The sequence below is a fragment of the Amycolatopsis sp. 2-15 genome (assembly GCF_030285625.1).
GTDB classification, from domain to species: Bacteria; Actinomycetota; Actinomycetes; order Mycobacteriales; family Pseudonocardiaceae; genus Amycolatopsis; species Amycolatopsis carbonis.
In genome coordinates this window covers 9,938,361-9,953,962 of sequence record NZ_CP127294.1, presented here as the reverse complement: position 1 = coordinate 9,953,962, position 15,602 = coordinate 9,938,361, and the positions used below count along the sequence as shown (strand labels likewise).

The 15,602-nt window shown below is 70.3% G+C and carries 14 protein-coding genes; 7 read left to right on the top strand and 7 right to left on the bottom strand.

Features of this window, described 5'->3' with window-relative positions:
- Positions 1–144: 144 nt before the first annotated feature.
- The 6 genes from QRX50_RS48860 (at position 145) to QRX50_RS48835 (ending at position 5,976) form a co-directional block, all read left to right on the top strand.
- On the top strand, positions 145–1,713 hold the full coding sequence (locus tag QRX50_RS48860; RefSeq protein WP_285969842.1) for an alpha/beta hydrolase: 1,569 nt from the start codon (positions 145–147) through the stop codon (positions 1,711–1,713).
- 172 nt (positions 1,714–1,885) lie between these two features.
- Complete coding sequence (locus QRX50_RS48855) at positions 1,886–2,800, top strand: ABC transporter ATP-binding protein (RefSeq protein WP_285969841.1); 915 nt, start codon at positions 1,886–1,888, stop codon at positions 2,798–2,800.
- The gene (locus QRX50_RS48850) at positions 2,797–3,531 is read left to right on the top strand and encodes an ABC transporter permease (protein WP_285969840.1); all 735 of its coding nucleotides are present in this window, start codon (positions 2,797–2,799) and stop codon (positions 3,529–3,531) included. Before QRX50_RS48855 ends, QRX50_RS48850 begins: the two co-directional genes overlap by 4 nt.
- 156 nt (positions 3,532–3,687) lie before the next feature.
- Positions 3,688–4,341: a hypothetical protein gene (locus tag QRX50_RS48845; protein WP_434533222.1), complete on the top strand. Its 654-nt coding sequence runs from the start codon at positions 3,688–3,690 to the stop codon at positions 4,339–4,341.
- On the top strand, positions 4,338–4,655 hold the full coding sequence (locus QRX50_RS48840) for a transcriptional regulator (RefSeq protein WP_220246822.1): 318 nt from the start codon (positions 4,338–4,340) through the stop codon (positions 4,653–4,655). Before QRX50_RS48845 ends, QRX50_RS48840 begins: the two co-directional genes overlap by 4 nt.
- Before the next feature lies 1 nt (position 4,656).
- A complete protein-coding gene (locus QRX50_RS48835) occupies positions 4,657–5,976 on the top strand; it encodes a DNA polymerase IV (protein WP_285969839.1) in 1,320 nt (439 codons plus the stop codon).
- Between the two features lie 107 nt (positions 5,977–6,083).
- Here the strand turns inward: QRX50_RS48835 and QRX50_RS48830 are convergent, their stop codons facing one another.
- From QRX50_RS48830 to QRX50_RS48810, 5 genes are all read right to left on the bottom strand, one after another.
- The gene (locus tag QRX50_RS48830) at positions 6,084–7,157 is read right to left on the bottom strand and encodes a glycoside hydrolase family 88 protein (RefSeq protein ID WP_285969838.1); all 1,074 of its coding nucleotides are present in this window, start codon (positions 7,155–7,157) and stop codon (positions 6,084–6,086) included.
- Between the two features lie 92 nt (positions 7,158–7,249).
- The gene (locus tag QRX50_RS48825) at positions 7,250–7,927 is read right to left on the bottom strand and encodes a FadR/GntR family transcriptional regulator (protein WP_285969837.1); all 678 of its coding nucleotides are present in this window, start codon (positions 7,925–7,927) and stop codon (positions 7,250–7,252) included.
- A 13-nt stretch (positions 7,928–7,940) separates the two neighbouring features.
- Positions 7,941–8,984 (bottom strand): ABC transporter permease, encoded by a 1,044-nt coding sequence (locus tag QRX50_RS48820; protein ID WP_285969836.1) that lies wholly within the window; start codon positions 8,982–8,984, stop codon positions 7,941–7,943.
- On the bottom strand, positions 8,981–10,516 hold the full coding sequence (locus QRX50_RS48815) for a sugar ABC transporter ATP-binding protein (RefSeq protein ID WP_285969835.1): 1,536 nt from the start codon (positions 10,514–10,516) through the stop codon (positions 8,981–8,983). The genes QRX50_RS48820 and QRX50_RS48815 overlap by 4 nt, the downstream gene beginning before the upstream one ends.
- A gap of 74 nt (positions 10,517–10,590) precedes the next feature.
- Positions 10,591–11,550, bottom strand: coding sequence for a substrate-binding domain-containing protein (locus QRX50_RS48810; protein WP_285969834.1), 960 nt, complete (start codon positions 11,548–11,550; stop codon positions 10,591–10,593).
- Positions 11,551–11,961: 411 nt separating this feature from the next.
- Here QRX50_RS48810 and QRX50_RS48805 point away from each other — a divergent pair, with 411 nt between their 5' ends.
- Positions 11,962–13,089, top strand: a complete 1,128-nt coding sequence (locus tag QRX50_RS48805) for a CapA family protein (RefSeq protein ID WP_285969833.1) — start codon at positions 11,962–11,964, stop codon at positions 13,087–13,089.
- Positions 13,090–13,160: 71 nt separating this feature from the next.
- On the opposite strand, the gene QRX50_RS48800 is transcribed toward QRX50_RS48805, so the two are convergent.
- Complete coding sequence (locus QRX50_RS48800; RefSeq protein WP_285969832.1) at positions 13,161–14,183, bottom strand: family 2 encapsulin nanocompartment cargo protein polyprenyl transferase; 1,023 nt, start codon at positions 14,181–14,183, stop codon at positions 13,161–13,163.
- Positions 14,184–14,211: 28 nt separating this feature from the next.
- Positions 14,212–15,591 carry a family 2B encapsulin nanocompartment shell protein gene (locus QRX50_RS48795; RefSeq protein ID WP_285969831.1) on the bottom strand — a complete coding sequence of 460 codons (1,380 nt, stop codon included), beginning with the start codon at positions 15,589–15,591 and terminating at the stop codon, positions 14,212–14,214.
- Between the last annotated feature and the right edge of the window lie 11 nt (positions 15,592–15,602).

Genomic DNA, 15,602 nt, shown 5'->3' with positions numbered 1-15,602 from the left:
TGGGGGGACCAACCGAATTTCCGGCGTCCACCTTTCGTAGGGACTATCGGGCAGAGCGGCACGAACAACCGGCCGGGCGCCGCGAAGACGACTAACGTCTGGCGGACCCGACAGACGAGAACCCCGACAGAGAAGGAAACTCCCGTGAGACGTGCTGTCTTCGCGGCAGTCGCCGTCGCGACGCTGGCCTCACTGGTCACCGCGCCCGTCGCGTCAGCGGCGCCGGCCACCGCCCCCGCCGCCTACACCCCGCCGCCCGTGGCGTGGGGTCAGTGCGACAACGCCGGCCTCCAAGCGGCCGGCGCCCAGTGCGGTTTCGTGACCGTGCCCCTGGACTACAGCAATCCGGGCGGCCAGAAGGCGCAGCTCGCTGTCAGCCGCATCAAGCACAAGACCCCGGACGCGCAGTACCAGGGCGTCATGCTCACCAACCCCGGCGGCCCCGGCGGCTCCGGCCTGACGCTTTCGCGCGTCGGCGCCAACGTGCCCAACCACGCGGGTGACGCCTACGACTGGATCGGCTTCGACCCGCGCGGCGTCGGTTCGAGCAAGCCCGCGCTGTCGTGCGACAACGGCTACACGAGCTTCGACCGGCCCTCGTACGTGCCGCTCACGCCGAGCCTCGAGAAGACGTGGCTCAACCGCGCCAAGGGCTACGCCGAGGACTGCGCCAAGAAGAACCCGAAGGCGCTGCTCGACAACCTGAAGACCACCGACTCGGTGCGCGACATGGATTCCATCCGCGCCGCCCTGGGTGCCGACCAGATCAACTTCTACGGCTACTCCTACGGCACCTACCTCGGCCAGGTCTACGGCACGATGTTCCCGCAGCGCGTGCGCCGCATGGTGCTCGACTCGACGGTGGACCCGCGCGACGTCTGGTACCAGGCGAACCTGAACCAGGATGTGGCGTTCGACCGCAACATCAACATCTGGTTCGGCTGGCTCGCCAAGTACGACAGCACCTACCACCTGGGCAAGACGCAGGCTTCGGTGAAGGCGACCGTCGACCGTGAGCTGGTCAAGCTCGCGCTCAAGCCCGCGGGCGGCCAGATCGGGCCCGACGAGCTCACCGACGTGATCCAGCAGGCCGGCTACTACCAGCTGACCTGGCTCGACGTGGCCGACGCACTGTCGGCGATCGTGACCAAGGGCGACCCGGCAGGTGTCAAGGCGCTGTACGAGTCCGACAGCGACAACGGTTACGCCGTGTACCTCGGCGTGCAGTGCACCGACGTGCAGTGGCCGACGAACTGGAACCAGTGGCGTCTCGACAACTGGAAGACCTTCCTCAAGGCGCCGTACTTCACCTGGCAGAACGCCTGGTTCAACGCGCCCTGCGTCTACTGGCCCGCCAAGGCGAGCAAGCCCGTGCAGGTCAACGGCAAGGGCGTGCAGAGCGTGCTGATGATCGACGAGACGCTCGACGCGGCCACGCCGTACGAGGGCAGCCTCGAGGTCCGCAGCCGCTTCCCGGGTGCGTCGCTGATCGCGGAGCCGGGTGGCACGAGCCACGCCATCACGCCGCGCGGCAACGCGTGCGTGGACACCAAGATCGCGGACTACCTGGCGACCGGCGCCCTGCCGGCCCGCAAGCCGGGCCGCACCGCCGACGTCGAGTGCGCGCCGCTGCCGCAGCCGCAACCGGCCCCGTCGGCGTCCGCGCAGGCGAAGGCGAAGGCGGACACGCTGCCGCTGCTGGGTCACCTCTGACCAGCTGAAACACCGGCTCGAAGCGCCGGGTGGGGATGCTCCCCACCCGGCGCTTCGGCGTTCTCGGGCCATGATCAAACAACTTCGCCCCACGTAGGGCTTTTCATTACAGCGAGGTTTGTGTTACAAAGTTCCCCAGCAGGTTTGCAACGCAAAGTCGATGGGGGACCAGATGAGTGAGGCGTTCAGTCTGAGAGGCCTGACGAAACGGTTCGGGCCGGTGCACGCAGTCGAGGAGCTGACCATCGAGGTCAGCCGCGGCGAGGTCGTGGCGCTGCTCGGCCCCAACGGCGCCGGCAAGTCGACCACCATCGACATGCTGCTCGGGCTCACGCGGCCCGACGAGGGCGAGGTGCGGGTGTTCGGCGGCGACGCGCGGGCGGCCGTCGACGCCGGGCGCATGGCCGCGATGGTGCAGAACGGCTTCCTGCTGCGCGACACCACGCCGGCCGAGCTCGTCGGGCTGATGCGCTCGATGTACCGCGAGCCGCTGCCGGCCGCCGAGGTCTTCGAGCGCGCCGGCATCACGGACTTCGCGAACCGCCGCTGCGGCAAGCTTTCCGGCGGCCAGCTGCAGCGCGTGCGCTACGCGCTGGCCCTGGCCGGCGACCCCGAGCTGCTGGTGCTCGACGAGCCGACCGCCGCCATGGACGTGGACGGCCGGCGCTCGTTCTGGGCCTCGATGCACGAGTTCAGCGCAGGCGGCCGCACGGTGCTGTTCGCCACGCACTACCTGGCCGAGGCCGAGGACTACGCCGACCGCGTGGTGCTCGTGCGCCACGGCCGCGTCGTCGCCGACGGCACGGTCGCCGAGGTTCGCGCCGCCGTGTCCGGGCGCGTGCTGCGGGCCGTGGTGCGCGGCGCGAACAAGGTCGAGCTCGCCGCGCTCTCCGGCGTCACCACCGCCCGGATCCAGGGCGGCCGCGCGGAGCTGGCGTGCGCCGACTCCGACCTCGCGATCCGCGCACTGCTCACCACGTTCCCGGACGCGAGCGACATCGAGATCACCGCGGTAGGTCTCGAAGAAGCGTTCCTCGCGCTGACCGGCGACGAGCACACCGACGAGCCGGAAGGAGCCCTGCGATGAACCTCGTCTATCTGCGCCTGGAGATCCTGCGCATCGTGCGCGCCCCGCAGTTCGCGCTGTTCACGATCGTCGTGCCGCTGGGCATGTTCCTGCTCTTCGGTGGCCTGTTCGGCGACTACGTCGGCCCGGACGGGCTGAAGGCGAGCACCACCACGATGATCAACATGGGCGCGTACGGCGCCCTGAGCGGGGCGTTGTTCACCGGCACGCGGGTGGCCACCCAACGCACCGACGGCTGGCAGCGGCAGCTGCGGCTCACGCCGATGCGCGCCGCGGACTACGTGTTCGTGAAGATCGCCTCCGCCATGGCGATGGCGCTGCCCGTGGTGCTCGTGATCTTCGTGGCCGGTGCCCTGCGCGGGGTCGACCTGACAGCGACGCAGTGGGTGCTGACGGCGCTCGCGCTGTGGCTCGGGGCTCTGCCGTTCGCGGTGCTGGGCCTGCTGCTCGGCCTGTTCGGCAAGGGCGACACGGTGGGCGCGATGACCGGCGCGCTGATGCTGCCGCTCGGGGTGTTCGGCGGGTTGTGGATGCCGCTGTCGATCATGCCGGCCTGGATGACCACGATCGCCCACTTCGTCCCGACGTACTGGCTCGGCCGCGTCGGCACGATGCCGGTGGGTGGTGCGAGTGGGCTGGGGCTCGCCGTGGGGGTGCTGGCCGCGTGGCTGGTCGTCCCTGCACTCGTGGTGGTGCGGCGGTTCCGGTTGGACACGGCGAAGGTCGGCTGACAGCTGTTACCAATCCGACCAGAAGTAGGCGGGCACGGAACCGGACGTTACCGTGTGTGGCAGCCCTTCCCGCCGTGACTGTGGTCGGATTGGTAACCAACAGCACAGTAACTTCCGTGCTGCATAGGGGTCAGCACGGTGGGAGGGCGAAACAAGGTGGATGACGACGAAGAGCAGCCGATGTCGGCAGCCGAGTCGCTGAACCTCATCGCCCGGCAGGACGAGCGGACGCGCCGGGAGCTGGGGGCCAGCCCGGCGCGTCTGCTCGGCGTCTGGGCCTTCACGTGGCTGGTCGGCTGGGGACTGGTGTTCCTGGCCGACGAGAGCCACGCGAGGCCACTGATGCCCGGGTGGGTCGCGGGGATCGTGGTCGCGGTCCTGTTCGTGGCGGCGATCGTCTACTCCGCCTACTACGGGAGCCGGATCAGCCGCGGCATTCGTGGCCCGTCGCGTCGCATCGGCGCGATGTACGGCTGGAGCTGGATGATCTCGTTCGCCGCGCTGTCCCTGATCAACATCAGCGTCATGAACGCGGGGAGGCTGGACCCGCACACGATCTCTCTACTGTGGTCGGGCACCTCGCTCCTGCTGACCGGCGTGATGTACCTGGCGGGCGGGATGCTGTGGCAGGACAAGCTGCAGTACGGCTTCGGCGTGTGGATCGTCGTCTGCGGCGGCGCGAGTGTGCTCGTGGGTGTGCCGGGCAACTTCCTGGTGCTGTCCCTCGCTGGCGGCGGTGGGTTCCTCGTGGCGTCGCTCGTGTACTTCGTGCGGGAACGCCGTGGTCGGCCGGCTCGGGAGACCACGTGACGGAGGCGAGCCTGCCGGAGCTCGACCCGGTGATCCACGCCCAGGCCAGGCTGCGCGTCACCGTCGCGCTCGCCGGGCTGCACCACGGCGACCAGATCACCTTCCCGAGGCTGCAGCAGCTGCTCGACATGACCGCCGGCAACCTCTCCACGCACCTGCGCAAGCTCGAAGACGCCGAGTACGTGGAGATCACCAAGGCCTACGAGCACCGCACACCCGTCACGCTCGTGAAGCTGACCGCCAAGGGCCGCGCGGCGTTCGAGTCCTACACGACGGCGTTGCACCGGCTGCTGGACGCCACCGGCGGGAGCTGACGTGACCCGCTGGGTCGTCCACCTCGACCTGGACGCCTTCTACGCCTCGGTCGAGCAGCTCACGCGCCCGACGCTGCGGGGCCGCGCGGTCGTCGTCGGCGGGACCGGGCCGCGCGGGGTCGTCGCGGGCGCGAGTTACGAGTCTCGGGAGTACGGCGCGCGTTCGGCGATGCCGATGTCGCAGGCGCGCCGGTTGCTGCCGCCGGGTGCGGTGGTCCTGCCGCCGCGGTTCCGGTTGTACGAGACGTTGAGCAAGCAGGTCTTCGATATCGTCGCGGACGTCGCTCCGGTGCTGGAGCGGATTTCGCTGGACGAGGCGTTCGCGGAGCCGCCTTCGCTGGCCGGAGCGCCGGTGGCGGAGGTGACGCGGTTCGCCGAGGAGCTTCGGGCGCGGATTCGCGCGGAGACCGGGCTCACGGCGTCGATCGGGGCGGGGACGGGCAAGCAGGTCGCGAAGATCGGCTCCGACCGGGCCAAACCCGACGGCTTGCTCGTGGTGCCGCCGGGCACCGAGCGGGAGTTTCTGGCGCCGCTGCCGGTGCGCGCCTTGTGGGGGATCGGGCCGGTGGCCGAAGCGAAGCTGCGGACGATCGGTGTGCTGACGCTGGGGGAGCTGGCGGCGTTGTCGGAGCCGGACGCGGTGGCGACGCTGGGCGGCGTGGTCGGGCGCGAGCTGCGCAAGCTGGCCGGCGGCACGGACGACCGGCCCGTGGCCGAACGCGGGGAGGCCAAGCAGGTCAGCGCGGAGACGACGTTCGACGTCGACATCGTGGACCTCACCCGGCTGCGCGCGGAAGTCCGCAAGATCGCGGCGGGCGCCCACTCGCGGCTGGTGAAGGCGGGCCGGGTGGCGCGCACGGTCGTGATCAAGCTGCGGCACACGGACATGAGCACGGTGACGCGCTCGGAAACCACGGCCTCGCCCACCGACGACCTCAACCAGCTCGCCGCCACCGCGGAGCGGTTGTTGCTGGATCCGCAGGAGTTCGGCGGCGTGCGGCTGGTCGGCGTGGCGTTCAGCGGGCTTTCCGTGCCGCACCAGGACGCGTTGTTCACCCTTGCCGTGCCCGGGACTTCGGCTGAGCCCGTGGTGGCGGTGGTGCCGTCGCCGGGCGGCTCGGCGCCGGTGTCGTCGAGCGGCTGGCGCCCGGGCGACGACGTGGTGCACCCGGAGTTCGGCACCGGCTGGGTCCAGGGCGCAGGCCACGGCCGCGTGACCGTGCGCTTCGAAACACGCACCTCCGGCCCCGGCGTGGCCAAAACCTTCGAACAAACCGACCCGGCGCTGACGCGCGGCGACCCCCAGGACTGTCTCGAGTAGCTGACCACTTCACCAACCCTCGCCCCAATGTGGCGTTGGTTGCGTTGGGCGCACCCAATGTGGCGTTCGGTGCGTTGGGCGCACCGAACGCCACATTGGGGCGCGACTCACAAGGCGCAGCCCGGGGTGAGGTCGGCGACCTGCTGACCGGCCAGGAGGAACGCCCCGACACCGGCGGCCGAGGTGTCCGTGGCCTTCGCCGAACCCGGCCCGTCGGTCTTCGGCTGGACGTAACCCACGAACCCGTCGGTTGTCTCCGCCTTGGTGGACAAGGACTTCCACGCCCGGTCGACCACCGGCTTGAACCATCGGCTGTCGAGGACCCCGGCGTTGACGCCCCACGCGAGGCCGTAGGTGATCAGCGACGTGCCGCTGCTCTCCGGGCCGCCGAACGGGTTGAGCAGGTTGGCGTTCCAGAAGCCGTCCGGCCGCTGCAGCACGCTCAGCGTCGTCGCCGTCTTCTTGAACACGCGCAGATACTCCGGCCACCGCGGGTCGTTCGCGGGCAGTACCTGCAGCACCTTCGTCAGGGCCGCCAGCGCCCAGCCGTTGCCCTGCGCCCAGTACGACGGCGAGTGCGCGTCGGTTCGCCACAGGCCGGAGAACTCGTCGAACAGGCTCTTCTCCGTGTGCTGGAACAGCTTCTGCATCGCGGCGAGCGTCGGCTCCGAGGAGTCCAGCACGCCGATGCGGGCGAACGAGGGCATCGCCATGTTCAGCGCGCTCACGTGGTCCCAGTAGTCCGTGTGCCCGGCCTGCACGCTCGCGACCTCGTCGGCCAGGCGCGACCGCAGGTCGGCCAGGATCGGCGGGTCGGGGTGGAAGTAGGTGTACAGGTCGAGGTACGCCTCGCCCGCGGCCTCGTCCTCGGCCGCGAACGGCTGACCCGGGGTCGTCGGCAGCAGGTAGTTGTTGGCCTCGCCCCACGGCAGGGTCTGGTGGTTGGACACGCCGGTGGTGCGGACCACGGCGAGGTTGCCCACGTGGAACGTCGCGTTCTGCCAGTCGGCCGGTGCGAGGTTCGTCCCGTGGGCGACCCAGTAGTCACCGGCCTTCACCATCGCGTCGGCCACGGAGCACTGCGCGGCCGGTGCCGCACTGGCCACGGCGGCGGGGGCCAGCCCGCCGGCCGTCACCGCCGCCGCGAGCACGGCGAAACCGCGGATTCCCGGGAAACGCATGGGTGCGTCCTCCTCAAGCAGCTCATGGCGGCGGAGGCCATCGTGATCGGTGGCCGGTCGATCACGGACTATGGTGTGGACCACTGGGTGTGTCAAGGTGCCGGTGAGTGGTACGCCGCAACGGTTTCCAGCAGCCGGCGCGTCGCGTTCTCGGCTCCTTCGGCATTCTTCGCGAGCACCGTGGTGAGCACGCGCGAGTGGGCCACGAGCGTGCCCGCCGTCGGCTCGGGTGCGGCGCGCAGGGCGGCGACGACCGGCACCTGCAGCTGGGTGAGCAACGCGTTGCCCGCGGCCCGCACGAGGGCGGCGTGGAACAGCGTGTCGGCCTCGGTGAACGCCTCCGTGTCCTCGCGTTCGACGGCGTCGGTCATCAGCCCGTACGCCGCCGCCAGCGCGGAGAGCTCATCCGGCGCGCGGTGCCGGGCCGCCAGCCGCGCGGCCTGCGGCTCCACGAGGTGCCGCAGCTCCATCAGGTCGTGCAGCTGCCGCAGCGAATCCGGGCCGCCGACGCGCCAGCCGATCACGTCGGGGTCGATCGCGTCCCACGCCTCCGGCGGCTGCGGCCACGTGCCGACGCGCGGCCGCGCCGCCACGAGTCCCTTCGACTCCAGGACTCGCAAGGCCTCCCGGACCACCGTCCGAGAGGCCTTGAAGCGGCGCCCGATGTCCTCGGGCACGATCGGCTCGCCGGTGGGCAGCGCCCCTTCGACGATCAGCCGGCCGAGCGCGTCGACGATGCGGGCGTGCAGGCCGGCCCCGTCAGCCCCCACGACTGCGCCCACGTCAGGCCGGCAGACCGACGCGGCGCTCCCCGCTGCGCAGCTGCTGCAGCACGACGGCGACCACGAGCAGCGCGCCGTGGGCCACGTTCTGCCAGAACTGGTTGATGCCCAGGCCGGACATGCCGTTGTCGAGCACGCCGAGGATGAACACCGCCAGCACCGTGGAGACGATGGATCCCTTGCCGCCCTTGAGCATCGTGCCGCCGAGTGCCGCGCCCGTCACGGCCTGCAGCTCGAGGCCTTCGGACCCGGACGTCGGCTGGCCCGAGCCCGTGCGCGCCGTGATCAGCACACCCGCGATGGCCGCGACCACGCCGACGAGCGCGTAGACCCCGATGATGTAGCGGTTGATGTTGATGCCCGCCAGGCGCGCGGCCGTGTCGTTGCCGCCGATGGCGAACACGTTGCGGCCGATGTCGGTGTACTTCAGCAGGAAGTGCAGCACCGCCGCGACGATCAGGAACACCCACACCAGCGTCGGCAACCCGAGCACGCTTCCCTTGGCCAGGAAGATGAACAGGTCGTCGGCGCCGGTGTAACCCTGCGCCTTGCCGTCGGACACGACCTGCGCGATGCCCTTGTACGTGGCGAGCGTGGCCAGCGTGGCGACGACCGGGTTCACGCGACCGAAGATGATGATCAGGCCGTTGACCAGGCCACACGCGATGCCCGTGCCGACGGCGGCGAGGATGCCGACGATCGAGTTGCCGGTGGCCGTGAACGCCATGGCCGAGATCACCGACGCGAGCCCGGCCATGGAGCCGACGGAGATGTCGAGCGCGCCGAGGATGATCACCAGCGTCTGCACCAGAGACAGCAGGCCCATGATGGTGACCGCGCTGCCGATCAGGAGCAGGTTGTTGGTGCGGAAGAAGTTGTCGTTGAGGCTCGACAGCACCACGGTGAGCACCACGAGCGTGATGATCAGGCTGCTGTTCTGCACGCCGATGCCGTTGAGCACCTTGCGCGCGGTGGACACCCGGTGCGGGTCGGGCTGTTCGGTCGGCTGCTCCTGCGCGGGGCTGGGCCGGGTCGGGGTGCTCACGCCCCCACCTCCTGGATGTCTTCGGCGGCCGGCTCCGTCGCCGGGATGGCCAGGGTCAGTACGGCTTCTTCGGTCGCTTCGTCGCGGCTCACCTGGCCCGCGACGTGCCCGGCGCGCATCACGACGATGCGGTCGGCCAGCGACAGGACTTCAGGCAGGTCGGACGAGATCACGAGCAGGGCGATGCCTTCGGCGGCGAGACCGTCGATGATGCGGTAGATCTCGGCCTTCGCGCCGACGTCGACGCCGCGGGTGGGCTCGTCGAGGATCAGCAGTTGCGGACGGCGGGCGAGCCAGCGGGCGAGCACGGCCTTCTGCTGGTTGCCGCCCGAGAGCTTGCGCACCTCCTGCTCCATCGACGGCGTGCGCACCCGCAGCTCGCGGATGTACTCCGCCACGAGCTCGCGCTCTTTCGCCCGCCGGATCACGCGGAACCGGCGCAGGCGGGCGAGCACGGCGATGGAGACGTTGTCGCGCACCGAACGCTGCATCAGCAACGCGTCGGTCTTGCGTTCCTCGGGCGCGAACCCGATGCCCGCCTTCACCGCGTCGCCGGGCGTGCGGGCCTTGAACGGTTTCCCGTCGAGCTCGAGGGTTCCCGAGCGCACGGGCAGATCGCCGACGATCGCGCGCGCCAGCTCGGACCGCCCGGCGCCGACGAGCCCGGCCAGGCACACGACCTCACCGGCGCGGACCTCGAACGAGACGTCGGTGACGTCGTCGGTGGTCACGTGGTCCAGCCGCAGCACGACCTCGCCGGTCTCGGCCGTCTCGCGCCGCTCCAGCGCCGAGAGGTCGCGGCCGATCATCATGCGCACCAGCTGGTTCTCGTCGGACTCCGCCGCCTGCTGCACGCCGACGAGCTTGCCGTCGCGCAGCACGGCCACGCGGTCGGCGAGCTGGAAGATCTCCTTCATGCGGTGCGACACGTAGACCACGGCCACGCCGGAGTCGCGCAACCGGCGGATGAGCCGGAACAGCGCGTCGACCTCGTGCTCCGAGAGCGACGAGGTGGGCTCGTCGAAGGCGATCACGCGCGGCGGGGTGGCCGCGGTGAGCACCCGCAGGATCTCGACGAGCTGGCGCTGCGCGGCCGAGAGCTTGCTGCCGAGCGTGGCCGGGTCGAGCACGCCTTCGAAGCCGTATTCGACGAGCGCTTCGTGCGTGCGCTGGTTGAGCGTGCGGCGGCTGAACACGCGGGCGCGCGAGGGCAGCTCGCCCACGAACACGTTCTCCGCCACCGAAACGTGCGGGATGATCTCCGGTTCCTGGTAGATCACGCGCACGCCCGCGGCCATCGCCGCGCGCGGGTTGTCGAACACCACCGGCTCTCCGTCGACCCGCAGCGTGCCGTCGCTGGGCTCGTGGTCGCCCGAGAGCACGCGCAGCAGCGTCGACTTGCCGGCGCCGTTCTCGCCCATGAGCGCGAGCACCTCGCCGGAGTGGAACTCCAGCGTCACGTCGTCGAGCGCGGTGACGCCGGAGAAGCGCTTGCCGATGCCCTCGGCGATGAGCGCCGTGGAACTGGCCATGGTGAGCCTTCCTCAGCCTTTCTCACAGGGAACCCGGGGGTGTCGCGAGTGGACACCCCCGGGCCGCGGTCGGGTCAGGTGCAGTTGACGCCGGCCGACTTGAAGGTGTCCTTGTTCACCATCTGGGTCTTGGCGATGGTCTCCAGCGGGAGGTCCTTGCCGTTCTTGACCTTGTCGACGAGGACCTGGATCGCGGTGCGGCCCACCTCGGCGCCCGAGATGTAGAGCGAGGACTTGTTGCCGGTGTCCTTGCCCGCGGCCCAGTCCTTGCAGTCGAGGTAGGCGCCGAGGCCCACGCCGACGATGTTGTTCGCGGCGACGCCCGAGTTGGCGAGCGCGGTGACGACACCGGTCTCGTTCTCGTCGTTGCAGCCCCACACGACCCAGTGCTTCACCCCGGGGTTGGAGCTGATCACGGCGCCGGCGCGGTTCTGGGCGTCGACGGGGGAGTTGTCGGTGCCCACGTCGATCACGTCGACCTGCGCGCCGGCGTCCTTCTCGAACGCGGCCTTGGCGCCGTTGACGCGGTCGGTGCAGACGGTGAGGTCCTGCTTGAAGGCGCTGATCACCTTGGTGTCGGCGGCGGACCAGCCGGCGGCCTTGAACAGCTTCGCGGCCTCCTGGCCGACCGAGGTGCCCATCTGCGTGCCGTTGAAGCCGACGAACGGGGCGGCCTTGCCGGTGCCGTCCTTGATCACGTCGTCGGAGGAGATGAGCGGGATGCCGGCGGACTTCGCCTTGTCGATGACCTCCGGGCCGATGGCCTGGTCGGGCACCACGATGGCGACGCCGTTGGCCCCCTGCGCGACCGCGGCGTCGAGCTCGGTGATGGCCTTGTTGGCGTCCTGGCCGAGGTTGACGACCTTGAGGTCGACACCCAGCTCCTTCGCCTTCTCCTGGGCGCCCTGCGCCTGCTCCACGAAGTACTGCTGGTCACCCTGCTTCTGCAGGTAGTACAGCGTGATCTTGCCGTTCTTCGGCGCCTGCTGCGCGGGCGCGGCGGTGTCCTTGCCGGAGGAGCATCCGGCCAACACCGCACCGGCAATCAAACAACAACCAACAACGCTCCAGGTGCGTGACCTGTGCGGGTATGTGGACATCGAGTGCTCCCATGAGGGCCGAGGACGACTGTTGCGTGGGCGTGAACTCCGCGTGACTCGTATTACAAGACACTGGATCGGGTGACGTCAACCACAGGATCTGCCGCAGTTAGCGGATGGATACCTACGGAGAGTGATTTTCCTACTGGTGGTTGGCGGGTAATTATCGTATTTTTTCCCGGTTGACCAGGGTTTGTTGCTCCGCGCTGATCGTGCTGCTGTTTCGATTGCTGGTGGGTGTTCTTGTTGACTTGGGTTCGATTACGGTCCGTCATGGCAGGCGTTGCGTCTTGTCCGGTCGACATGCGGCAGGATGTCGACCGCAGCTGGACAAAGGGGGCGAACATGACGCACATCCGCCGCTCGGTCTTCGGGTGGGCCGGTGCCGTGCTTCTGCTGGCGGGGTGCAGCGGGGCTCCGCAGGCCGCGCTGCCCGCTTCTGCTCCTTCGGCCCCTGGGGTGCCTCCTTCGTCCGCGCCCGCGTCGTTCACGGTCGTGGCCACCGGCGACGTGCTGATCCACCCCGCGCTCACCGACCAGGCGGAGGCCGATGGTGGCGGCCAGATCGACTACCGCCAGATCCTCGCCGGCGTGAAGCCGCTCGTGTCCGGCGCCGATCTGGCCATCTGCCACCTCGAGACGCCGCTCGCGCCCGAGGGCGGGCCGTACACGGGGTACCCGTCGTTCAGTGCGCCGCCGCAGATCGCGGACGCCATCAAGGACACCGGCTACGACACCTGCTCCACGGCTTCGAACCACACGCTGGACAAGGGCGCGGCCGGCATCACGCGGACGTTGGACAAGCTGGACGAGGTGGGTCTCAAGCACACGGGCTCGGCTCGTTCCGCGGCTGAGGCCTCGCGGCCGCTGATCCTCGACGTCCACGGCGTGAAGGTGGCGCAGCTGTCGTTCGCCTTCGGTTTCAACGGCATCAAGGTCCCTGCCGGCAAACCCTGGCTGGCCAACGAAATCGACGCCGACGACATCCTCGCGGCGGCCCACGCCGCCCGCGCGGCCGGTGCGGAGGTCGTGATCGCCAGCCTCCACTGGGGGATCGAGTACCAGCACTCGGTGACGGACGACCAGGCTTCGCTGGCCCGTAAGCTGCTGGCCTCACCCGACATCGACCTGATCGTCGGCCACCACGCCCACGTGGTCCAGCCCTTCGCGAAGGTCGAGGGCAAGTGGGTCGCCTACGGCCTCGGCAACGAAATCGCCCGCCACGACGACCCCCGCGGCTCCACCGAAGAAGGCACGGCCGCGCGCTTCACCTTCACCCGGACGGACGGCCACTGGGCGGTGTCCAAGGCGGAGTACGTCCCGACCCTCATCGACCTCGGCCCGCCGATCCGCCTCCGCGACTTGACCACCGCCCCACCCACCGCGCGCGGCACGGAGGCGCTGGCCGACACGGATGAGGTCGTGCTGTCCAAGGGCGCCGGCGACGACGGCCTGACTCGGCCGGGGAAGTAACGCCGAGCGCACCACAGCGCGCCCGTGCCTCGGGAAAGAGGCACGGGCGCGCTGTGGTCAGGTGCGTGGGGTCAGTGGTCCCGGCGGGTGATGTGGTGGGCCAGCAAGGTCAGCTCCGCCGCCGGGCGGGCGGCCGGGGTGGTGGCGGACAGGGATGCCAGAGCCGAAGCCAGTAACCGCTCGGCCTCCGCAGAACTCCATGAACGCCCACCCGCCGACTCGACCAAAGCCGCCGCCCGGGCCAGCTCCCCGGCCGACAGCGGAGCCTCCTGCCGGTACAACCCGGCCAGCTCCCCGGCCGCCGCGGTCTCCGAGGCCAGAGCCGCCACCACCGGCAGCGACTTCTTCCGGTTCTGCAGATCCGAGTACACCGGCTTCCCCGTCACAGCCGGGTCGCCCCAGATGCCGAGGAGGTCGTCGACGTGCTGGAACGCCAGGCCGAGCGAGCGGCCGAACGCGCCGAGCTGCGAGACGTGCGTGCCGCGGCCGCCGACGACCAGCACACCCAGGGTGCAGGCGGCGCCGAGCAAGGCTCCCGTTTTGCCCTCGGCCATGCGGATGCAGGAAGGCCGGTCGACCGACGCCCGTCGTTCGAAGGCCAGGTCCTCGTTCTGGCCGTGCAACAGATCCAGCACCGCCGTGCTCAGGACGCGAGCAGCGGCGGGACCGTCCGTGGCCAGGACGTCGAAGGCCAACGTCAGCAACGCGTCCCCCGCGAGGATGGCGGGGCTGGTGCCGAACACGGTCCACGCGGTCGCCCGGTGGCGGCGGGTCTCGTCGCCGTCCATGACGTCGTCGTGGAGCAGCGAGAAGTTGTGCACCAGCTCCACCGCCACGGCGGCGGCGATCGCGTCGGCCGGATCGCCGCCGGCCGCCTCGGCGGACAGCAGCACCAAAGCCGGCCGCAGAGCCTTGCCGCTGCGTACGGCCGACTCGGCGCCCGAAGCGTCCCACCAGCCGAAGTGGTAGCCGGCGATGCGGCGCATCGAGTCGGGCAGCCGGTCGACCGCCGCGCGCATCGCCGGCTCCCACAGGTCCCGGCTCCACGCCAGCACCTCCGGCACCGTCCGCGCCCGGGCGTCCACTGTGGTCATACATCCCCTCCGAACGGAAAAACGAAGCTCAGCGCCCGATCTCGACGTCGTCGAGCACTCCCAGCGCGTCCGGCACCAGCACCGCGGCCGAGTGGTACGCGCTGACCAGGTACGACGTCACGGCCCGCTCGCTGATGCCCATGAACCGCACGTTCAGCCCCGGCTGGTACTCGTCCGGCAATGCCGCCGGCCGCAACCCGATCACGCCCGCGTCTTCCTCACCGGTACGCATGATGAGGATCGACGTGGTGCCCTGCGGCGAGATCGGGATCTTGTCGCACGGCAGCAGCGGCACCCCGCGCCACGTCGTGACCCGGCGCCCGTCGAGCACCGCGTTGGCCGGGTAAAGGCCCCGCGCCGTGCACTGGCGCCCGAACGCGGCGATCGCCTTGGGGTGCGCCAGGAAGAACCGCGACTTGCGCCGCCGGCACAGCAGCTCGTCGAGGTCGTCGGGAGTCGGCGGGCCGCTGCGCGTGGTCACGCGCTGGCCGAGGTCCGCGTTGTGCAGCAGCCCGAAGTCCGTGCTGTTGACCAGCTCGTGCTCCTGCCGCTCCCGCAACGCCTCCACGGTCAGCCGCAGCTGCTGCTCGATCTGGTTCATCGGCTGGTTGTAGAGATCGGTCACGCGGTTGTGCGTGTGCAGGATCGTCTGCGCCACTGCGAGCTCGTACTCCCGCGGCGCCGGGTCGTAGTCGACGTAGGTCCCCGGCAGCGCGACCTCACCGTCGTGCCCGGCGGACAGGTCGATGCTCGCCTCGCCGGCCTTGTTGTGCTCGCGCCGCGGGCTTGCCAGCACCTCGGCGATGTGCGCGCGCAGGCTTTCGGCGCGGCCGTTGAGCCGCTCGAACGCCTCCGCCGGCAGGGCCAGCACGATGCAGCGCGTGGCCGCGCGAGCGGTGAACTTCCAGTTTCCCGCCGAGCCGCCCAGCAGCTCGGCGCCGAAGTGGTCGCCGGCGGTGAGCGTGCCGAGGTTCGCCTCCTCGCCGTAGGAACCGGGTGTGGTGCGCGAAACCTTGCCGAACGCCAGCAGTACCACCGAGTCGAGCGGCGAACCCGCCGTCACGATGGTGTCGCCCGGCTCGTACTCGCGCTGCTCGAAGCGCTCGGCCAGCGCGGCCAGCGCGTCGGCGTCGGCGAACCCGCGCAGCAGCGGCAGTTCCGCCAGCTCCGCGGGGATCACCTGCACCCGAGCGCCGGTGTTGAAGAAGCTCACCCGGCCGTCGCCGACGGTGTAGGTCAGCCGGCGGTTCACGCGGTACGAACCGGCCGGCACCTCCACCCACGGCAGCTGCGACAGCAGCCACCGCGGGGTGATGCCGCGCATCTGCGGCAGCGACTTGGTGGTGGTAGCCAGGGCCCGGGCCGCGCGCGTGGAAAGGGAAAGTGGCGGCTCTTCGGTCACGGTCATGCGGTTCCTCG